This is a genomic window from Massilia sp. (genome assembly GCF_032106685.1).
Lineage (GTDB): Bacteria > Pseudomonadota > Gammaproteobacteria > Burkholderiales > Burkholderiaceae_D > Telluria.
On sequence record NZ_DAMCPG010000006.1, the window covers coordinates 19,012 to 39,503 of the forward strand.

17 protein-coding genes are annotated in these 20,492 nt (G+C 66.4%); 9 read left to right on the plus strand and 8 right to left on the minus strand.

All coding sequences use genetic code 11. The features are described from left to right. The 5 genes from cheD to RT688_RS05605 all read left to right on the plus strand — a co-directional run bounded on the left by cheD (position 1) and on the right by RT688_RS05605 (position 4,166). Complete coding sequence (gene cheD, locus RT688_RS05585; RefSeq protein WP_313703860.1) at positions 1-603, plus strand: chemoreceptor glutamine deamidase CheD; 603 nt, start codon at positions 1-3, stop codon at positions 601-603. 17 nt (positions 604-620) lie between these two features. Further along, positions 621-1,685: a chemotaxis response regulator protein-glutamate methylesterase gene (locus tag RT688_RS05590; RefSeq protein ID WP_313703861.1), complete on the plus strand. Its 1,065-nt coding sequence runs from the start codon at positions 621-623 to the stop codon at positions 1,683-1,685. Positions 1,686-1,809: 124 nt separating this feature from the next. Further along, the gene (gene cheY / locus RT688_RS05595) at positions 1,810-2,202 is read left to right on the plus strand and encodes a chemotaxis response regulator CheY (RefSeq protein ID WP_192052371.1); all 393 of its coding nucleotides are present in this window, start codon (positions 1,810-1,812) and stop codon (positions 2,200-2,202) included. Between the two features lies 1 nt (position 2,203). After that, the gene (gene cheZ / locus RT688_RS05600) at positions 2,204-2,839 is read left to right on the plus strand and encodes a protein phosphatase CheZ (RefSeq protein ID WP_313703862.1); all 636 of its coding nucleotides are present in this window, start codon (positions 2,204-2,206) and stop codon (positions 2,837-2,839) included. 121 nt (positions 2,840-2,960) lie between these two features. Further along, positions 2,961-4,166, plus strand: coding sequence for an HDOD domain-containing protein (locus RT688_RS05605; RefSeq protein ID WP_313703863.1), 1,206 nt, complete (start codon positions 2,961-2,963; stop codon positions 4,164-4,166). A 298-nt stretch (positions 4,167-4,464) separates the two neighbouring features. Here the strand turns inward: RT688_RS05605 and RT688_RS05610 are convergent, their stop codons facing one another. From RT688_RS05610 to metG, 6 genes are all read right to left on the minus strand, one after another. Then, positions 4,465-5,229: a PilZ domain-containing protein gene (locus tag RT688_RS05610; RefSeq protein ID WP_313703864.1), complete on the minus strand. Its 765-nt coding sequence runs from the start codon at positions 5,227-5,229 to the stop codon at positions 4,465-4,467. Between the two features lie 123 nt (positions 5,230-5,352). After that, entirely contained in the window at positions 5,353-6,192 is an 840-nt protein-coding gene (gene panC / locus RT688_RS05615) for a pantoate--beta-alanine ligase (protein ID WP_313703865.1), read from the minus strand. Positions 6,193-6,227: 35 nt separating this feature from the next. Continuing rightward, complete coding sequence (locus RT688_RS05620; RefSeq protein WP_313703866.1) at positions 6,228-7,112, minus strand: ScpA family protein; 885 nt, start codon at positions 7,110-7,112, stop codon at positions 6,228-6,230. A 12-nt stretch (positions 7,113-7,124) separates the two neighbouring features. Next, positions 7,125-7,325: a DUF3460 family protein gene (locus tag RT688_RS05625; protein WP_313703867.1), complete on the minus strand. Its 201-nt coding sequence runs from the start codon at positions 7,323-7,325 to the stop codon at positions 7,125-7,127. Between the two features lie 72 nt (positions 7,326-7,397). Beyond that, a complete protein-coding gene (locus RT688_RS05630; RefSeq protein ID WP_313703868.1) occupies positions 7,398-8,714 on the minus strand; it encodes an enoyl-acyl carrier protein reductase FabMG in 1,317 nt (438 codons plus the stop codon). A 187-nt stretch (positions 8,715-8,901) separates the two neighbouring features. Continuing rightward, positions 8,902-11,043, minus strand: a complete 2,142-nt coding sequence (metG, locus tag RT688_RS05635) for a methionine--tRNA ligase (RefSeq protein WP_313703869.1) — start codon at positions 11,041-11,043, stop codon at positions 8,902-8,904. A 162-nt stretch (positions 11,044-11,205) separates the two neighbouring features. Here metG and apbC point away from each other — a divergent pair, with 162 nt between their 5' ends. Together apbC and RT688_RS05645 are read left to right on the plus strand one after the other, a co-directional pair. Further along, positions 11,206-12,294: an iron-sulfur cluster carrier protein ApbC gene (gene apbC, locus RT688_RS05640; RefSeq protein ID WP_313703870.1), complete on the plus strand. Its 1,089-nt coding sequence runs from the start codon at positions 11,206-11,208 to the stop codon at positions 12,292-12,294. 9 nt (positions 12,295-12,303) lie between these two features. Next, entirely contained in the window at positions 12,304-13,329 is a 1,026-nt protein-coding gene (locus RT688_RS05645; protein WP_313703871.1) for an RNA methyltransferase, read from the plus strand. A gap of 4 nt (positions 13,330-13,333) precedes the next feature. Here the strand turns inward: RT688_RS05645 and RT688_RS05650 are convergent, their stop codons facing one another. Then, the gene (locus tag RT688_RS05650; protein WP_313703872.1) at positions 13,334-13,771 is read right to left on the minus strand and encodes a PACE efflux transporter; all 438 of its coding nucleotides are present in this window, start codon (positions 13,769-13,771) and stop codon (positions 13,334-13,336) included. A gap of 88 nt (positions 13,772-13,859) precedes the next feature. Here RT688_RS05650 and RT688_RS05655 point away from each other — a divergent pair, with 88 nt between their 5' ends. Further along, a complete protein-coding gene (locus tag RT688_RS05655) occupies positions 13,860-14,786 on the plus strand; it encodes a LysR family transcriptional regulator (RefSeq protein ID WP_313703874.1) in 927 nt (308 codons plus the stop codon). Here the strand turns inward: RT688_RS05655 and RT688_RS05660 are convergent. Next, positions 14,783-17,701: a response regulator gene (locus tag RT688_RS05660; RefSeq protein ID WP_313703875.1), complete on the minus strand. Its 2,919-nt coding sequence runs from the start codon at positions 17,699-17,701 to the stop codon at positions 14,783-14,785. The genes RT688_RS05655 and RT688_RS05660 overlap by 4 nt on opposite strands. A gap of 225 nt (positions 17,702-17,926) precedes the next feature. Between RT688_RS05660 and RT688_RS05665 the strand changes: the two genes are divergently transcribed. Further along, on the plus strand, positions 17,927-20,464 hold the full coding sequence (locus RT688_RS05665; protein ID WP_313703876.1) for a bifunctional diguanylate cyclase/phosphodiesterase: 2,538 nt from the start codon (positions 17,927-17,929) through the stop codon (positions 20,462-20,464). Positions 20,465-20,492 lie beyond the last annotated feature (28 nt).

The following is a 20,492-nucleotide window of genomic DNA, read 5'->3' on the forward strand; positions in this document are numbered from 1 at the left end:
ATGCATTCGAACAGCCACTTCGCCACCAACGTCTATTACGACCGCACCTTCGACGTCGAGGCGGCCAAGATCCTGCCGGGCGAGTACTACTACACCGGCAAGAACATGCTGATCGTGACCGTGCTCGGCTCCTGCGTGTCGGCCTGCATCCGCGACCGCATCACCGGCCTGGGCGGCATGAACCACTTCATGCTGCCCGACGGCGGCGGCGACGCCGGCAGCCCGGTGTCGGCCTCGATGCGTTACGGCAGCTATGCGATGGAAGTCCTGATCAACGACCTGCTGAAGGCCGGGGCGCGCCGCGAGCACCTGGAAGCGAAGGTGTTCGGCGGCGGCGCCGTGCTGCGTGGCTTCACCGCCATGAACGTGGGCGAGCGCAATGCCGCCTTCGTAACGCAGTTCCTGAAGACCGAACGGATCCCGGTATTGGCCGAGGACCTGAACGACATCTACCCGCGCAAGGTGTACTTCTTCCCGCGCACGGGCAAGGTATTAGTTAAGAAATTGATGCAAACCCAGAACGATACGCTGGCCAAGCGCGAGCTCGACTACGCCAAGCGTCTCAAGGTCGAGCCCGTCGGCGGCGAGATCGATCTGTTCTGACCCCGAAAGGAAAGACGATGACAATCAAGGTACTGATCGTCGACGATTCGGCCCTGATCCGCAGCGTGATGAGCGAGATCGTCAATTCGCAAACCGACATGGAAGTCGTGGCGACCGCGCCCGATCCCCTGGTCGCGCGCGAACTGATCAAGAAACACAACCCCGACGTGCTCACGCTCGACGTCGAGATGCCGAAGATGGACGGCCTCGACTTCCTGGAAAAGCTGATGCGCCTGCGCCCGATGCCGGTGCTGATGGTGTCCTCGCTGACCGAGCGCGGCTCGGAGATCACGATGCGCGCGCTGGAGCTGGGCGCGGTCGACTTCGTGACCAAGCCGAAGATCTCGATCCAGACCGGCATGCGCGAGTACACCGAACTGATCACCGACAAGATCCGCGCCGCCGCGCGCGCCCGCGTCAAGGCGCGCAGCGTGCACCAGAGTGCGCCCGCAACCGCGTTGCAGGCGCTGCGCAGCCCGTTGATCTCTTCGGAAAAGCTGATCATCATCGGCGCCTCCACCGGCGGCACCGAGGCGATCCGCGAATTCCTGATGCAGATGCCCTCGGATTGCCCGGGCATCCTGATCGCCCAGCACATGCCGGAAGGCTTCACCAGCTCGTTCGCGCGGCGCCTCGACTCGCTGTGCCGGATCAGCGTGACCGAGGCCGCCGGCAACGAGCGTATCCTGCCGGGCCACGCCTACATCGCGCCGGGCCACTCGCACCTGGTGCTCACGCGCTCGGGCGCCAACTACATGACGAAGATCGAGCAGACCGATCCGGTCAACCGCCACCGGCCTTCGGTGGACGTGCTGTTCCGCTCGGCGGCCTTGGCTGCGGGCAAGAACGCGGTCGGCGTGATCCTGACGGGCATGGGTAAGGACGGCGCTGCTGGTATGCTGGAGATGAAAAACGCCGGCGCGCACAATTTCGCCCAGGACGAGGCCTCGTGTGTCGTGTTCGGCATGCCGCGCGAGGCGATCGCGATCGGCGCCGCCCACGAAGTGGCGCCCCTGCAAGCCTTGCCGGGACTGGTGCTCGGACACCTCGCGGCACAGGGCGGACGCGCGTTGCGGGTTTGATCCGGATCGTTGTGTTTTGCGCCGGTTTTATCGCCGTACGGCAACAAAAATGCTATCCTTGAGGCTGCTTGTTGCAGCGCCTCAAGCCACACTAACCATAGTAAAAGAATCAACGGAGTAATTCATGGCTGATCCAAAGATGCGTTTCCTAGTTGTTGACGATTTCTCGACGATGCGGCGCATCGTCCGGAACTTGTTGAAAGAACTGGGTTACGCCAACGTCGACGAAGCGGAAGACGGCGTCATGGCCCTGGCCAAGCTGCGCAGCGAGCAGTTCGACTTCGTCGTCTCGGACTGGAACATGCCCAACATGGACGGGCTGACCATGCTGCAGAACATCCGTGCAGATCCCGCGCTGGCCAAGCTGCCGGTGCTGATGGTGACCGCGGAAGCGAAGAAGGAAAACATCATCGCCGCGGCCCAGGCGGGCGCCAGCGGCTACGTGGTCAAGCCGTTCACGGCCGCCACGCTCGACGAGAAGCTGAACAAGATCTTCGAGAAGATGGAAAAGGCCTGACATGTCGGAGCAGACGCTGGACGCGGCTTCCCAGGAAGAAATGCTGAGCCGCATCGGCCACATGACGCGCGCGCTGCACGACAGCCTGCGCGGGCTGGGCCTGGACAAGCTGATCGAGAAGGCCGCCAGCGATATTCCCGACGCGCGCGACCGCCTCGACTACGTGGCGCGCCTGTCGGAGCAGTCCGCCAAGCGCGTGCTGGACGCCACCGATACGGCCGGCCCCATGCAGGACGGCATCGAAACCCGCAGCGCCGAGCTGCGCGGCCAGTGGCAGGCGCTGCTCGACGCCCAGCCCGAGGGCGATGCCGGCTGGCGCGCCCTGGCCGAGCGCACCATGGCCTCGCTCGCCGAATCCGAACGCGCGGCCGCAGCGACCCGTGGCCAGCTGATGGACATCATGATGGCCCAGGACTTCCAGGACCTGACCGGCCAGGTGATCGGCAAGATCACCTCGATCGCGCAAGACCTGGAAAAGCAGCTGGTGCAGGTGCTGATCGACTTCGCGCCGAGCGAAATCAAGCGCGAGCTGGACAACGGTTTGCTGAACGGGCCGCAGATCAAGCCCGAAGGCAACACCGAGGTGGTGGCCGACCAGGGCCAGGTCGACGACCTGCTCGACAGCCTCGGCTTTTAAGGGGAATGGACGTCGTCGTGCGGGCCGCCGGCCCGCATGACGAGTCCGCGTTCAACCGACGCAAGCACTGCGTCGTCGCCGACCATTGTCGTGCCGTCTGTTTCAACTCGCGACCTGATCCATGCACCACAAAAACTACATTGTTCGCGAACCGCTGCTCGATCCCGCGCAGCGCGTCATCGGCTACGAGCTGCTCTGGCAGCAGGGCGGCCAGCCCGTCCTCGACGCCGACCTGGAAGAACTGGTCGGCTTCGTCGCCGCCCATGTCCAGCACGAGGAGCACGGCTGGCTGCTGCGCGACAAGGTCCTGTTCCTCGACGCCGTTCCCGCCATGCTCTCGACCGACGCGCTGTTCGCGCTGCCGCCCGAGCGCACCGTGCTGAGCCTGCAGGCGCGCCACCTGATCGACCCGGACACCCGCGCCGCCGTGCAGGCGGTGCGCGCCGGCGGCGTCGGCATCTCGCTGCGCGGCCTGGACGTCGGCAACATCAGCAAGGCCCTGGCGCCCTACGCTTCCCACGTCGAGATGCGCTTCGCCGGCATCAACGTGGCCGAGCAGGCGCGCACCTATGCCGCCGCCAAGCAGTCCGCGCTGCGCATGATCGGGCGGCCGGTGAGCAACTGGATCGACTACGATGCCTGCGCCGCGCTGGGGCTGGAAGCCTTCGTCGGCAAGCTGCACCTGACGCCGCGCCCGGGCAACCCGGTCAAGGGCCTGAATCCGACCCAGGCCATCATCCTGCAGCTGATGCAGATGGTGCAGGAGAACGAGGACATTCCCAAGCTGGAAGGCCTGCTCAAGCGTGACCCGGCGCTGACCTACAAGCTGCTGCGCAACATCAACTCGGCCGGCTTCGGCGCCGGCCGCGAAGTGCAATCGATCCGCCAGGCGATCGCCCTGATGGGCTACGCGCCGCTCTACCGCTGGCTGACCCTGCTGCTGGCCAGCGCCAGCACCAGCGGTTATTCGCCGGTGCTGATGGAAACGGCGGTGGTGCGCGGGCGCCTGACCGAGCTGCTCGGCCAGCAGGCGCTGGCCAAAGGCGAGGCCGAGAACCTGTTCGTCGCCGGGATGTTCTCGCTGCTCGACCGCCTGCTCGGCCTGCCGATGAAGGAAGTGCTCGACACCGTGCCGCTGCCGGCCGAAGTCGTGCGCGCGCTGCTCGCGCGCGACGGCCTGTACGGGCCTTACCTGGCGCTGGCCGAAGCCTGCGAACTGAGCTCGAACCTGGTCGGCTCGCTCGCCGCCGCGCTCGACCTGTCTCCGCTGGAAGTGAACAAGGCGCACCTGTCGGCGCTGGCCTGGGCGCAGGCGGTGACGCAATAAGCGATCGGGTTGGTGTTGTAGGGTGGACACCTGTGTCCACGCGGTCTCACGACATGCATTGACACGGCCTCGTCCTGGGTCGCTAAGGTTTCGTAGGGTGGGCACTTGTGCCCACGCGGTCTCACGGCATGTGCAGACGCGCCTTCACCCTATATCGCAAGCGCCGCAACGGCGTGGGTACGAGAACCCACCCTACAAAGCCGACACGCGGACATTCACGTCGTGGTCGATGCCGCGTCCATGCAGGCGCCGCACCGCGTGGACACAGGCGTCCACCCTACCAGGTCAAACCCGTCGATCAAGCCGGCTGACGATCGCGGCCCGTACTCACCAAACTCTGCAGCTGCTGGTGCATCTGCATCTCGATGTGCTCGAAACTGCAGCCGATCTGCACCTGCTCGCCCAGCAGGAAGCTGCGGAAGGGCCGCAGCAGGCGCACCTCGAGGTCGGCGACGATCACCAGCGCCGGTCCCAGCTGCAGGCGCACGCCCTTCAGCTTCTTGCCGACGTGCAGCCCCACCGCCTGGTCGGGCGTGGCGCGCAGGCCGACGCCGCCGGTCGAGTAGTCGCACAGCGGTAGCTCATATTGCTTGTTCAGCAGGCCGAAGGTGGCGGCGTAGCTGCCGTTCAGCGGCGTATCGCAGCGCTGGGCCGCACGCCGGTTCAGCACCAGGCAGGCTTCCGGGAACACGGCCGGCACCATGTTCGGCTGGTCGGGCAGGGCAGCCCAGTCGCTTTCGAGGTCGAACTGCAGCTTGGCGTTGCCGCCCAGCGCCGCGACGAAGGTCGCGCGGCCGCAGGTAATCGGTTCGTCGCCGACCAGGTCGAGCACGAAATGCGGTTCTTCCGGATCGACCGACGCGATGCGCGCCAGCCGCGGCTCGGGTAGGTTCGCCGGATAGATGGTCAGGGGCTCGCCCGTATCGGCCAGGGCAGTCAAGGTTTCGCCGATGTCGAAGGGGTCGCGCATCTCGTGCGGCGAGGCGTTGGGCGCGATGCGCGCCAGCACGTCGGCGGGACGGGGAGGCCCCTTGCGGGGCGGACGGGAAGGGGAATCGGTCACGGCGACAGTCCTTGCAGCGAATTTCTCCGGCAGTCTTGCCGGCGCACGACAGTATAAACCGGCGTGCATAGTGTTGCAAAAAATAAAGAACTATTTGCAAAAATGCAGCGCCGCCGTGGGTCCTCAGATTTCCAGGTTGTCGATCAGGCGCGTGGTGCCGAGCTTGGCGGCGGCCAGCACCACCAGCGGCGTGCCCTGCGCCAGGTCGCCGGCCGAAGGCGGCTGCAGGTCGATGCGCTTGCGCACCGAAATGTAGTCCGGCTTCCAGCCGCGCTCCGACAGCCGGGCCATCGCTTCGCGCTCGACCGAGAAGATGTCGAGGTGGCCGGCGCGCATCTCGCCGGCGACGAAGTTCAGCGCCTGGTACAGGGCCGGCGCTTCGGCACGTTCCTCGGGCGAGAGGTACATGTTGCGCGAGGACAGGGCCAGGCCGTCTTCGGCGCGGTAGGTCTCGGCGCCGATGATTTCGGTCGGCAAGGCGAACTGGCGCGCCATGTTACGCACGATCATCAACTGCTGGTAATCCTTCTTGCCGAACACGGCCACGCGCGGCTGCACGCAGGAAAACAGCTTGGTGACCACCGTGCACACGCCGTTGAAGAAGCCCGGGCGGAATTCGCCTTCCAGGGTGTTGCCGAGGGTGTCGGGCGGCTGTACGCGGTATTCCTGGGGTTCCGGGTACAGGTCCTTTTCGGTCGGCGCGAACAGCACGTAGACGCCTTCCTTTTCCAGCTTCTCGACGTCGGCCTGGAAGGTGCGCGGGTACTTGTCGAAGTCCTCGTTCGGGCCGAACTGCAGGCGATTGACGAAAATGGAGGCGACCACCGGGTCGCCGTGCTTGCGCGCCAGCCGCATCAGCGACAGGTGGCCTTCATGCAGGTTGCCCATCGTCGGCACGAAAGCGGTGCGCAGTTGGCCGCGCAGCTGGTCGCGCAATTCGTCAATGGTGGAGATGATTTTCATGTTCGTTGTGTGCGTAAGTAGGGAGCGCCCGGCCTTCAGGCCGGCGAATAGGCCAGGCGCACGTAGATCGGCGCGAACGGTTCGGCCTGGGTGATTTCCACCAGGGTTTCCTTGGCCAGCTCGAGCAGGGCGACGAAGTGCACGACCACGATGGGCACCGAGGCGTGGCCGGCGAACAGTTCGCCGAATTCGACGAAGCGCTGCGATTGCAGTGTACGCAGGATGGCCGACATGTGCTCGCGCACCGACAGTTCCTGGCGCCCGATCCGGTGGTGCTGGGTCAGTTTCGCCCGGCGCAGCACGTCGAGCCAGGCGCGCTGCAGGTCATGCGGCTCGACCTGCGGCAGCAGCGGCGCCAGGCCCTGCTCGACCGGCAGCGCGGGGCGCTGGAAGTCGCGTCCTTCCTGCGGCAGCGTGCCCAGCTGGACGGCGGCCAGCTTGATCTGCTCGTACTCGAGCAGCCGGCGCACGAGTTCGGCGCGCGGGTCGCCGACGTCCTCGACCAGGTCGTCCTGGCGCTTGGGCAGCAACATGCGCGACTTGATCTCGATGAGCATGGCCGCCATCAGGAGGTACTCGGCCGCCAGCTCCAGGTTGCTTTGCCGGATCTGCTCGACGTAGTCCAGGTATTGCAGGGTCACCTGCGCCATCGGGATGTCGAGGATGTTGAAGTTCTGCTTGCGGATCAGGTAGAGCAGCAGGTCGAGCGGCCCCTCGAAGGCGTCGAGGAAGACCTCGAGCGCGTCGGGCGGAATATAGAGGTCATTGGGCATGCGCAGCAGCGGTTCGCCGTACAGCCGCGCAATGGCGGCGGCTGCCACATCGTCGAGCGCGGCGGCGTCGGGCGCGCCTGCGTCCTGCTTCGGCTCGGCCAGCGCCGCCGGCGCTGCGGCGCCCGGCGTGGCCTGGTGCGGCGTCATGCCCCTGGAACCTTAGACCTTGGTCTGGTACGGGTAAGCCTGCTGGCGCAGGCGCGATTCCTGGATGCGCGCCTGTTCGTCCAGCGAAATCGGGGCCTTGTCCCACAGCAGGTTGCGGCCTTCGATCTGGCGCTGTTCCATGCCAGGGGTCTTGGACTTCAGTTCTTCGATGAACTTGGTGTGGTCGGAAACGTAACCGGTAAATTTAGGCATTTTCTTGCTCAATAAAAAGAAAGCCGGGACGGCGAGGCAGATTGTTCTGCCCGGCGGTCCCGGCGTCAAGGTTTACGGATGCAGCGCGTTCAGCTGGCGGGCGATGATGTCGTGGTTCAGCCACAGCACCGGCGCGATCTTTTCCGACGCGCCGTGGAACATCAGCGGGCCGGCGCCTTCCAGCACCAGCGAGGACAGGTGGTCGGTGATCAGGGCCTTCTTGTCCTTGTGCAGGTCGGTGATGGCTTCCGAGGTGCCGATCATCACCTCGGCCAGGGCTGGGGTGTTGTCCATCGGCCAGGCTTCGAAGTTGCGGAACTGGGCGCTGGTGGCGTCGTTGTTGTATTGCTCGATGGTGTCGAGCAGCGACTGCAGCGAGGTGCCTTCGCCCAGCAGGTCCTGGCAGATTGCCCATTGCTTCTCGGCCCATTCGCCGCCGCCTTCCTTCTTCAGGGCCAGCAGCAGCGGGAACAGCGACAGTTCGACGCCGACGAAGATGTCCGACGAGTTCGTGCGGATTTCCGGGCAGTTGAAGACGGTCGCGGCGATGCCTTCCTTCCAGGCGGCTTCGGCGATGCTTTCCAGGCGCATCTTGGCGTAGCCCTGGGTGTAGTTGGTGTAGGTCTGCCAGACGTACTGGCCGCCGATCAGGATCTCGGTGCCGTGGTAGCCGTAAGCCGTGTAGCGCACCTCGCCGCCAGCCTTGGTGACGCGCTCGCGGATTGGCGCGGAGGCATCGATCAGGTACTTGAGCGTATTGGCCGTGACTTCGTCGAAGTTCATCAGGATCAGCTTGCCCAGGTCGCTGTCGAGCAGGGCGCGCGAGGATTCGAAGCGCTCGCCGCGGCCCTTGTAGATGCGGTTGGCGATGGCCAGGAAGGCCTTGATCTTCGGGATGCCGCCGGCCATGGTGTGGGCGAAGAAGACGTTCGCGCCTTCCGGGATCAGCTTGTCGATTTCAGCCATGGCCTGGGCCGCGCTGGCGGTGAAGCGGCGCACGCCGGCTTCGCGGCAGCGCTCGATCTTTTCCCAGTCCAGCTTGTCGTCCTGCCAGGTTTTCAGCTTGATGCCGGACAGCAGTTCGGTCGGGTTCTGCTCGCCTTCCGGGGCGTCCATGTCGAAACCGGCCATCAGCGGAATATTGACGATGCGGCCACCCAGCTTTTCTTCCGCTTCCGCGTGTTCCTCGGTGGTCAGGGCGCGCAGGGCGCCGGACTCGTCGCGGCGGCCGACGGTGATGCCGACGATGGTCATGCCCGCCTTGCGCGCCTCATCGATCAGGCCATTCACGTAGCCGCGGCCGAACAGTTCGCCGAAGAGAACGAAGACGTCGCCCTTGCGGAACACATTGGCTTGTGGAATATGACGGAGGGGATTCAATTCGGTCATTTTATTATCTGCCTATCAAAAGAGTTTGAAGGGGGCGTCTGGAGCGCAAGTTTCTGGAAAAACACGGCATTATAACGCCGCCATGCGCCCCCGGAATGTCTTTCCTCAGAGGCGCGAAAGGATTTCGCGGCCCTGCGCGGCCCGCGCTGCGCGGGCCGGCGGACCGGTTCTTGTCGGGCGGGCCAGCTTAACGAATACGCATGCCGGGGGTCGCGCCCGGCATCGGATCGAGCAGGTACAGGCCGGGGTTGGCTTTCTCGTCGGCACTCGATGCGCACAGCACCATGCCTTCCGAGACGCCGAACTTCATCTTGCGCGGCGCCAGGTTGGCCACCATCACGGTCAGCTTGCCGACCAGGTCTTCCGGCTTGAACGCCGACTTGATGCCCGAGAACACGTTGCGGTGGCGGCCTTCGCCCACGTCCAGCGTCAGGCGCAGCAGCTTGCCGGCGCCTTCGACGTGTTCGCAGTTGACGATCCTGGCCACGCGCAGGTCGATCTTCGCGAAATCATCGATCGAGATTTCCGGCGCCAGTTCCTCGATCTCGCCACCGGCCGGGGCTGCATCGACAACCGCGGCAGCCGCTGCGGGTTCCGGCTGCGCGTCCGAGGCCGGGTTCGGGGCAGGCTTGTCGAACAAATTCTCGATCATCTTCGCATCGACGCGCTGCATCAGGTGGCTGTAGGCGCCGATGGTGCGGCCCAGCATGGTCTCGTGGACGGCGGCGCCTTGGGTGTCGGCCCAGGAGAACGCGGCGTCGCCCAGGAATTCGGCGACGCGCGCGGCCACCTGCGGCAGCACCGGCGACAACATCACGGTCAGCTGGCGGAACAGGATCAGGGCGACGGTGCAGACCTCGTGCAGCTCGGCGAGTTTGGTCTCGTCCTTGGCCAGCAGCCAGGGCTTGTTCTCGTCGACGTACTGGTTGGTGACGTCGGCGATTTCCATGATCTCGCGCAGGGCGCGGCCGTATTCGCGCGCTTCGAAGGCGGCGGCGATCGACACCTGGCGCTCGGCGCCATCCACGGTCAGGGCTTTCGCGATCCAGCCCTTCGCCTCGGCCGACAGTTCGGAGGCCAGCTTGCCGTCGAACTTCTTGGCGATGAAGCCGGCGCAGCGGCTGGCGATGTTCACGTACTTGCCGATCAGGTCGCTGTTGACGCGGGCCACGAAGTCGTCGCCGTTGAAGTCCAGGTCCTCGACTTTTGCATTCAGCTTGAACGCCAGGTAGTAGCGCAGCCACTCCGGGTTCATGCCCAGTTCCAGGTAGCGCAGCGGCGAAATGCCGGTGCCGCGCGACTTCGACATCTTTTCGTTGTTGACCGTCAGGTGGCCGTGGACGGCGACCTTCAGCTTGTCGATGATCGGGTGGCCCGAGAAATTCAGCATCGCCGGCCAGAACAGCAGGTGGAAGGAGACGATGTCCTTGCCGATGAAGTGGACCTGCTCGGCGTCCGGGTCCTTCAGGAAGGCCGCGAAGTCCAGGCCGTTCTTGTCGAAGTAGTTCTTCAGCGAGGCCAGGTAGCCGACCGGCGCGTCCAGCCAGACGTAGAAGAACTTGCCCGGCGCATCGGGAATCGGGATGCCGAAATAGGGCGCGTCACGGGAAATGTCCCAGTCGGCCAGCTTTTCGCCGGCTTCGCCCAGCCATTCGGAGACTTTATTGACCATTTCCGGCTGCAGGCGTCCCGGGGTGTTCAGCCATTCCTTCAGGAAGGCAAAGCAGCGCGGATCGGACAGCTTGAAGAAATACTGTTCCGACGGCTTCAGGATCGGGGTCGAGCCGGTGAACACCGAGAACGGATTGATCAGCTCGGTCGGCTGGTAGGCGGCGCCGCAGACTTCGCAGTTGTCGCCGTACTGGTCCTTGGCGTGGCAGGTCGGGCACTCGCCCTTGATGTTGCGGTCGGCCAGGAACATGCCCTTGACCGGATCGTAGAAACGGTCGACGGTCTTGGTGACGATCAGGCCTTCCTCACGGAGTTTACCGTAGATGCCTTGCGACAGTTCGACGTTTTCCGGCGAATCGGTCGAATACCAGTTGTCGAAGGCGATGTGGAAGCCGTTCAGGTATTGCGGGCGGCCGGCGGCGATCTTGGCCACGAATTCCTGCGGGGTGATGCCTTCCTTCTCGGCGGCGATCATGATCGGGGTGCCGTGGGTATCGTCGGCGCAGACGAAGTGGACCTGGCGTTGGACATCGCCGTCGCGCTGCATTCGCTGGAAGCGGACCCAGATGTCGGCCTGGATGTACTCCATCATGTGACCGATATGGAAGGCGGCATTGGCGTAGGGCAGGGCAGTGGTGACGAACAGCTTGCGGGTCATGGTCGGAAACGCTCGGGACGATAAAAGAAAACATTTTACCAGCGGATGGCTCCAAGGTGGATGGCCCTACCTGCTCAGGGGGTATTGTCGGTAATTCCGCCCACACCCGAAGCGAAGGCCTGTTTTTTGCTACACTGCGCGCAATCACATCCGGAGATTTACATGAGCATCACAGCAGACGACGTCAAAGCGGCATTGTCAAAAGTTATCGACCCGAATACGGGCAAGGACTTCGTGTCCTCCAGGTCGATCAAGAATATCCAGGTCGACGGCGCCGACATCGCCTTCGACCTCGAACTGGGCTATCCGGCCAAGAGCCAGGTCGCAGCCCTGCGTACGCTGGCCGTGAACGGCGTGAAGGCGATTCCGGGCGCCGGCAACGTCAGCGTCAGCGTCCAGACGAAGATCCTGTCGCACGCCGTGCAGCGTGGCCTGAAGGTCATGCCGAACGTGAAGAACATCATCGCAGTGGCGTCCGGCAAGGGCGGCGTCGGCAAGTCGACCACCGCCGTCAACCTGGCCCTTGCCCTGGCCGCCGAGGGCGCCAGCGTGGGCGTGCTGGACGCCGACATCTACGGTCCTTCGCAGCCGATGATGCTGGGCATTAACGCGCGCCCGGAAAGCCTGGACGGCAAGAGCATGGAACCGCTGGAAAACCACGGCGTGCAGGTGTCCTCGATCGGCTTCATGATCGACCCCGACGAGCCGATGGTCTGGCGTGGCCCGATGGTCACCCAGGCCCTGCAGCAGTTGCTGCAGCAGACCAACTGGCGCGACCTGGACTACCTGATCGTCGACATGCCGCCGGGCACCGGCGACATCCAGCTGACCCTGTCGCAGAACGTCCCGGTCACCGGCGCCGTCATCGTCACCACCCCGCAGGACATCGCCCTGCTGGACGCGCGCAAGGGCCTCAAGATGTTCGAGAAGGTCGGCATCCCGATCATCGGCGTCGTGGAGAACATGAGCACCCATATCTGCTCGAACTGCGGCCACACCGAAGCGGTCTTCGGCCATGGCGGCGGCGAAAAGATGTGCAAGGACTTCGGCGTCGACTTCCTCGGCGCGCTGCCGCTGACCATGTCGATCCGCGAGCAGGCCGATTCGGGCCGTCCGACCGTGGTCGCCGATCCGGATGGTCCGGTCGCCGCCGTCTACAAGGACATCGCGCGCAAGGTCGCCATCAAGGTGGCCGACAAGGCGAAGGACATGAGCAGCAAGTTTCCGAGCATCGTCGTCAAGAACGACTAAGTTCTTCCATTGCGTATTGCCGCAATTCGCGAGCGCCTGCGGGCGCTCGGCGCGCTTCCCGAGCACGAGGCGCGCATCCTGCGCGACTGGGTACAGGGCGCGCCGCACGAGCGCGGCCGGCGCCGGCCCGCCGATTATCTTCCCAAGACCGTACGCGCGGCCCTGCCCGAGCTCGATGCCGAGCTGGCCGGCCTGGCGCGCCTGGTCAGCGCACATCCGGCCGAGGACGGTTCGTCACGCCTGCTGGTCGGGCTCGCCGACGGCCAGGCGGTCGAGACCGTGCTGCTGCCGCGCGACGGGGTGTGCGTGTCGAGCCAGGTCGGCTGCGCGGTCGGCTGCCGTTTCTGCATGACCGGGCGCGAAGGCCTGCTGCGCCAGGTCGGCAGCGGCGAGATCGTCGCCCAGGTGGTGCTGGCGCGTAGCATGCGGCCGGTGAAGAAGGTCGTCTTCATGGGCATGGGCGAACCGGCCCATAACCTCGACAATGTGCTGGAAGCGATCGAGCTGCTCGGCGTCGAGGCGAACATCCCGCACAAGAATCTCGTGTTTTCCACGGTCGGCGACCCGCGCGCCTTCGAACGCCTGCCGCAAGGGCGGGTGAAGCCGGCCCTGGCGCTGTCGCTGCACACGACCCGGGCCGATTTGCGCGCCGAGCTGCTGCCGCGCGCGCCGCGCCTGTCGCCGCGCGAGCTGGTCGAGTTCGGCGAATACTACGCGCGGCTGTCCGGCTATCCGATCCAGTACCAGTGGACCCTGCTCGAAGGCGTGAACGACGGCCAGGACGAACTGGACGGCATCGTCGCCCTGTTGAAGGGCAAGTACGCCATCCTCAACATGATTCCCTACAACACCATCCCCGACCTGGACTACCGCCGCCCGAGCTGGGACCAGGCGCGCGCGATCGCCGCCCACCTGCACGGGCGCGGCGTGCTGACCAAGCTGCGCGACTCGGCCGGCCAGGACGTCGACGGCGGCTGCGGCCAGCTGCGGGCGCGGGCCGGGCGCAGGACTATCCCCCTGCGCGCCGCTCCCTAAAGCCTTAGAGTGCTTCCAGCCTGGCCTGCGCCGACGCCGGCAAGCCGAACACCAGGTCGAACACCCAGTTGTAGCTGAAGCTGTAGACCAGGAAGAACACGATCATGCCGATGTTGAGCATGAAGGCCTGCGCCAGCGACACGGCGAGCCACCAGGCGTACAGCGGAATACCGATCAGCATCATGACGCCCTGGAAACCGACGGCATGCGCGATGCGCCGTGCGAGGCTGCGCCCGCGCGTCGGCTGGCGCGCTTCCCAGGCCTCGAACAGGGTGTTGTAGACCAGGTTCCAGGTGATCGCGATGACGGAGGAGGCGACGGCCAGGATGCCCGCATGTCCGGCGCCCTGGCCGGACATCCAGGTCATGGCGGCGGTGATGCTGGCGATGGCGATCGCCTCGTAGAGGGCCACGTAAACGATTTTGCGTTTGATACCTTGCATATGGACGAATCAGGAAAGCACGGGCCGCTAGTCTACTCAGTGTTTCCTGAGGTATAAAGTTGGCTCCTTTGAGTTTTTCTCACAGTTCATGGCTTTTACCAGCGAAAACATCAAGGTCTTCCTCGCCGTGCTCGACCACGGTTCCTTCTCCGCCGCCGCCCGCGCGCTCGGGCGCGTGCCGTCGGCCGTCAGCCTGGTGATCTCGCAACTCGAGGCCGAACTCGGCGTGCCCCTGTTCGACCGGGCCAGCCGCGAGCCGCGACCGCTCGACGCCGCGCGTGCGCTCGAGCCGCGGGCGCGCCACCTGGCCAGCCAGCTGCGCCAGCTGCAGGCCGACGCGCTGGCCCTGCACCGGGGACTGGAGCGGCGCCTGACGCTGGTGGTCGCGCCGCAGCTGCTGTCCGGCCTCTGGGCCACGCCGCTGGTCACGCTGGCGCGCGAATTTCCTTCGCTGGAGGTGGAGATCATCTCGGCGCCGCAGGCCGACGCCCTGGGGCTGCTGCACGAGGGCCGCGCCGACCTGGCCCTGATCTTCGAGCGCGAACGGGTCGACGAACGCGAAGGTTTCGAGGAAGTGGGCAGCGACACCATGATCGCCGTGCTGGCGCCGGCCCTGCTGCCGCCCGGCAGGAAGGCGCACGCGCTGCGCCTGGAAGACATGGTCGACCTGCGCCAGGTCGCCATGACCGGCCGCAGCAATGACCACCCCGGCGAGCGTCACGACAACCGCGCCGACTCGCGCTTTATCCTGGCGCGCCAGGTCTGGCATACCGACAGCCAGCTGGCGACCCTGGGGCTGGTGCAGGCGGGCCTGGGCTGGGCGCTGCTGCCGCGCACGCTGGTGCAGCCGCTGATCGCGGCCGGCACCCTGGTCGAGATCGGCTTCCAGAACGCCAGCAACGAGGTGCGCCTGCTGGTCGACATCGTCTGGTCGCGCGAGCGGCCCATGGGCCTGGGCGCGCGCCGCTACGTCGAACTGATCCAGCAGGCCTGGCCGGGAGCCGGCGCCGCTTAAGCGAGGATGCGCTTCAGGTCGTCTGGCGAGAAAGGTTTCGGCAGGGTGATCGCGCCGATGCCGGCGGCGCCTTCCACCTGCCCGTAGCCGGAGGCGATCACGAGCTTCAGCTGGGGCCGGGACGTCCTGGCCCGGCGCGCGAGCTCGACGCCGTTCATGCCCGGCAGCTCGTAGTCGGTGATCAACACGTCGTAGTCGTTGCGCTCCAGCAGGGCCAGGGCCTCGGCCGGGCTGGCGGCGCCGTCGACGCGCTGGTTGAGCATCTCGAGGACCGAGCAGCTCATGCCGAGCAGGTCCGGATCGTCGTCGACGAACAGCACGCGCCGGGTCGCCTCGACCTGTTCGAGCGGACTGGCCGGCGCACTATCCGGCGCCGGCGGCGATCCGCCCGCGGGTTGCGACAGCATCTGGCGCACCTTGCGCGCCAGCTGGTCGCGCCCGTAGGGCTTGGACAGCAGCTGCACGCCGGCGTCGAGCTTGCCGCCGTGGACGATCGCGTTTTGCGTATAGCCCGAGGTGAACAGCACCTCGATGCCAGGATTGATCAGGCGCGCCTGGCGCGCCAGTTCCGGGCTGCGCATCTCGCCCGGCATGACGACGTCGGTGAACAGCAGGTCGATCGGCATGCCGCTGTTCAGGATCGCCAGCGCGGCCGCGGCATTGTCCGCCTTGACCACCTTGTAGCCCAGGCTGCGCAGCATTTCCACCACCGTCGCCTGGACCGCCGGGTCGTCCTCGACCACCAGGATAGCTTCGCTGCCGCCGGCGGCGGGCCCGCTCTTGACGATCGGCTCGTTCGCCTCGGCCTTCCAGGAGCGCGGGAAATACATCTTGATGGTGGTGCCGTGACCTGGCTCGCTGTAGATCTTGAAGTGGCCGCCGGTCTGCTTCACGAAGCCATAGGCCATCGACAGGCCCAGGCCGGTGCCGCGGCCTTCCGGCTTGGTCGTGAAGAAGGGCTCGCAGGCGCGCTCGAGCACCTCGCGGCTCATGCCGCAGCCGTTGTCCGACACCGCGATCAGCACGTACTGGCCGGGCGTGAGGTCGTGATGCATGGCCACGTACTCGTCGTCGAGCATGGCGTTGCCCAGTTCGAGCGTCAGCTTGCCGCCGCCCGGCATCGCGTCGCGCGCATTGATCGCCAGGTTCAGGATGACGTTCTCGAGCTGGTAGGGGTCGACGCAGGTGTTCCACAGGCCGCCGCCGCGGATCGTCTCGACGGCGACGGTCTCGCCCAGCGCGCGCCGGAGCAGCTCGTCCATCTGCTGGACGATGCGGGCCGGGTTGACGACCACCGGCTGCAGCGGCTGGCGGCGGGCGAAGGCAAGCAGCTGCGAGGCCAGTTTCGCGCCGCGCTCGACCGCGCCGATCGCGGTGTCGAGCTGGCGCAGCGCCTGCTGGTCGTGCCCGTCGCCGTCGCGCAGCAGCTGCAGGTTGCCGCCGATGACCTGGAGGATGTTGTTGAAGTCGTGGGCCACGCCGCCGGTCAGCTTGCCGATCGCCTCCAGCTTCTGCGAGTGCTGCAGCGCGGCCTGCGCCGTCTGCAGTTCGGCGGTGCGCTCTTCGACCAGGCTCTCGAGGCCCTTCTGGTATTTCTGCACTTCGTCCTGGGCCCGCTTCTGCTTGGTGACGTCGGTGCCCTGCACGAAGATGCCGACCGCCGCGCCCTGCGCGTTCAGGATGGGCTGGTAGACGAAGTCGATGAAGCGGGTCACGATCTTGCCGGGGCCTTCCCGCAGCTCGAGCTGGACGCTCTGGCCGACCACCGGCACGCCCGCCTGGTAGACCTGGTCCAGCAACTCGAAGAACCCCTGGCCGTCGGCGTCGGGCAGCGCCGCGCGCACGCTCCGGCCGATCAGCTCGCGGTTGCCGGTCAGGTTGCGGTAGGCATGGTTGGCCAGTTCGAAGACGTGGTCCGGCCCCTTGAGCACGCAGATGAAGCCGGGCGCCTGTTCGAACAGGCTCTGGAAGAAGGCATTGCTCAGCTGGAGTTCGTTGGCCAGCGCCAGCGCCCGGCGCGCCTCGTCGAGGGCCTGGGTGCGGGCGACGATGGTCTGCTCCAGCTCGGCCTGCTTCTCGGCCAGGTAGCGGGTGTTGAGGACCTGTTCGGTGACGTCGCTGCCCTGCGAGAAAATGCCGAGCACCTGGCCGTTCTCGTCGAGGATGGGCTGGTAGACGAAGTCGATGTAGCTGTCGACCAGGCGGCCGTCGGTGCCGCGCACGGCCAGCGGCATGGCGCGGCCGACGTGCGGCTTGCCGGACGCGTAGACGCTGTCGAGCAGCTCGAAGAAACCCTGGCCCTCCAGTTCGGGCAGGGCCTCGCGCACCGGCTTGCCGATGATGTCGCGGTAGCCGGCGAGCCGGTGGTGCGATTCGTTCTGCAGTTCGTAGACGTGGCCGGGTCCGCGGAAGAAGCAGACGAAGCCCGGGGCCTGCTCGACCAGGCGCAGCAGGTGCCGGCTCTGTTCGGTGCGCGCCTGGAGCAGGGCGTCCTGGGCGCGCGATTCGCGTTCGCGCGCATCGCGCGCGCGGGTGACGTCGCGGGTGACCTTGCCGAATCCGATCAGGGCGCCGTTGTCGTCGTAGAGCGGATCGATGACGACGTGGGCCCAGAAGCGCGTGCCGTCCTTGCGCACGCGCCAGCCCGTGGTCTCGAAGATGCCCTCGGCCTGCGCGGTCGCCAGGGCCTGGCGCGGCACCCCGGCCGCGCGGTCCTCCTCGGTGTAGAAACACTCGAAGGAGCGGCCGATGATGTCCGCGGCCGAATAGCCCTTGGCGCGCTCGGCGCCGGCGTTCCAGGTGGCGACGCGTCCATCGGGCGAGAGCATGAAGATCGCAAAGTCGCGGATCTTCGCAACCAGCGTCGAGGTGAGGTTGGCTTCCAGGGTGGACAGCAAGGGCGAGGCCGTTGACATCGCGATTTTCCGCAAGTTGAAAACGCCGGATTTTATGCCAAACCAGCCACTGATGGTGTTCAGGAGAACAATTTCAAAACTGACAACTCAGCCGGAGCGCACGGTGTGCGGTTGCGGCCCGAAAGCGTCTTCCGTCTGCGCCAGAATAAGTCCAATAGGAAATTTCCTGCATACACTCGCCTTTGGACCGACTCGTCAAGGCGGCTGCCGGCCGCCTCTGCCTCCATGAACAGTACCTCCGCGCGCTGGAGCAGCCGTTACCTGGCTGCGACCCACTGGTTCATTCCCGCCGGTCTGCACCAGCAGGCGGAGACGCTCACGCGAGCCGAAAACGTGGTCAATGCCGCGCTGCTGGCGGCCACCGCCGGGCCCTTCTACGCGCTGGCCTATTACCTGCTGGGCTTTGGCGCGGCCGCCACCGAGATCCTGCTGTGCTGCGCCTTCATGCTGGTTTCGCCGCTGCTGCTGCGCGTCAGCGGCCGCATCGGCGCCGCGCGCGAACTGTTCCTGTGCGCCCTGTTCTTCAACTTCACCTGGCTGAGCTACAACCTGGGCGGGATCAGCGCGCCGACCGCCAGCTGGCTGGTTACCGGCCCCCTGGTCGCGACCTTCCTCGGCGGCGTCTGGAGCGCGCTGTTCTGGCTGGCGATGAGCTGCGGCGCGGCCAGCCTGATCTATATGATGGCGGCCGGCGGCCATGCGCTCCCGCAGCATCCGGTCACCGACATGGCGCTGCTCTACCTGGTCTGCCATCTCGGCCTGTTCGTCGTGGTGCTGGTCTTCGCGCTGCTGTTCGAGCTGACCAAGACCCAGGGCTTCGTCAAGCTCGAGCAGGCGCTGGGCACGATCAACGAGCTGGCGATCCGCGACGAGCTGACGGGCGTGCACAACCGCCGCTACCTGATCAGCCTGATCGAGCGCGAGAAGGAGCGCAGCGACCGCACCAGCCGCGCATTCTGCCTGTGCCTGCTCGACATCGACTTCTTCAAGCGCATCAACGACACCTACGGCCACAGCGCCGGCGACACCGTGCTGCGCGAGTTCGCCCGGATCGTGCAGGGGCAGGTGCGCGCCAGCGACAGCTTCGGACGCTACGGCGGCGAGGAATTCCTGCTGATGCTGCCGGAGACGCCGGCCTGCGACGCGCTGGTGCTGGCCGAGCGGGTGCGCGCCGCGATCGCCAGGCTGCGCTGCATGGACGGTCCCAGCGAGATCTCGCTGACGGTCTCGATCGGGGTTGCCGAGTACAGGAACGGCGAAAGCATCGGCAACGCCATCGGCCGCGCCGACGAGGCGCTGTACCTGGCCAAGTCGAGCGGGCGCAACCGGGTGGTGTGCCACGGGCAGGGCGATGGCCTGGTCGCGGCGACGCTGCGCGACGGCGCCCCGGACGACGCGGCGGGTACGCGCGACCTCGGCGCGAGCGTCGGCCGCCTGCTCGACGGCGCCCACTGCGACCAGCTGACCGGCCTGCTGAACCGGCGCCTGCTGCGCGACCGCCTGCGCCACGCGATGGACCGCGCCGACCGCAACCGGCGCCTGATCGCGCTGCTGCTCCTGAATATCAACAAGTTCAAGGAGGTCAACGACGCCCTCGGCTTCGAGGCGGGCGACGCGCTGCTGGTGCAGGCCGGCGGCATCCTGCGCGGCTGCCTGCGCGACTGCGACACCGTGGCGCGCTGGAGCGGCGACGAGTTCGTGGCGCTGCTGGAAGACCTGGGCAGCGAGGCCGATGCGCGCCAGGTGGCCGAGAAGATCCTCGACCGCTTTGGCCTGCCGCTGGCGGCGAGCGGACGCGAATGCTTCATCACGCTGTCGGTCGGCGTCGCGCTGTACCCGGCCGAGGACTGCGACCTCGACGCCCTGCTCAAGCGCGCCGACATCGCCATGCGCAGCGCGCGCGCCTGGGGCGAGAACAGCGTGCAGCTGTATTCGAGCGCGGTGAGCGCGCCGCAAAGCGAAAGGCTGGCGCTGAAGAACGGCCTGCGCGAAGCCCTGACGCGCGGCCAACTGTTCCTCGAATACCAGCCGCAGGTCGACCTGGCGACGCGCCGCGTGGTCGGGGTCGAGGCGCTGCTGCGCTGGCAGCACCCGGTTTACGGACGCATCGATCCGGGCCGCTTCATCCCGCTGGCCGAGGAAACCGGCATGATCGTGCCGATCGGCGACTGGGTGCTGCGCACCGCCTGCGCCCAGAACCGCGCCTGGCGCGACGCCGGGCTGCCGGGCCTGAAGATCGCGGTCAACCTGTCGGCGCGCCAGCTGCGCACCCCCAGCATCGCCGCCCGCGTGCTGGAAATCGTCGAGGCCACCGGGCTGCCCTGCGGCTGCCTCGAACTCGAGATCACCGAAGGCGTCCTGATCGACGACCTCGAGGGCAACCGCCGCATCATGAGCGAATTGCGCGCGGCGGGCGTGCTCGTGTCGATCGACGACTTCGGCACCGGCTACTCCAGCCTGAACTACCTGTCGGAACTGCCGGTCGACATCCTCAAGATGGACGGCCTGTTCGTGCGCCGCCTCGGCCAGGACAGCCGTTCGCGCGCGTATGCGATCGCCCAGGCGATCGTCTCCATGGCGCACAGCGTCGAGCTGAAAGTCATCGCCGAATGCGTCGAGACGAACGAGCAGTTGGCCGACCTGTGCGCGATGCATTGCGACGTCGCCCAGGGCTACCTGTTCGACCGGCCGCTGGCGCCCGAGCAGGTGGCGACGCTGCTGGCGCGCGAGCCCGGCCGGCTGGCCGCGCCGCTGCCGGCCTGAATCCTTCTTTCCATTTTACCGAGGAGCA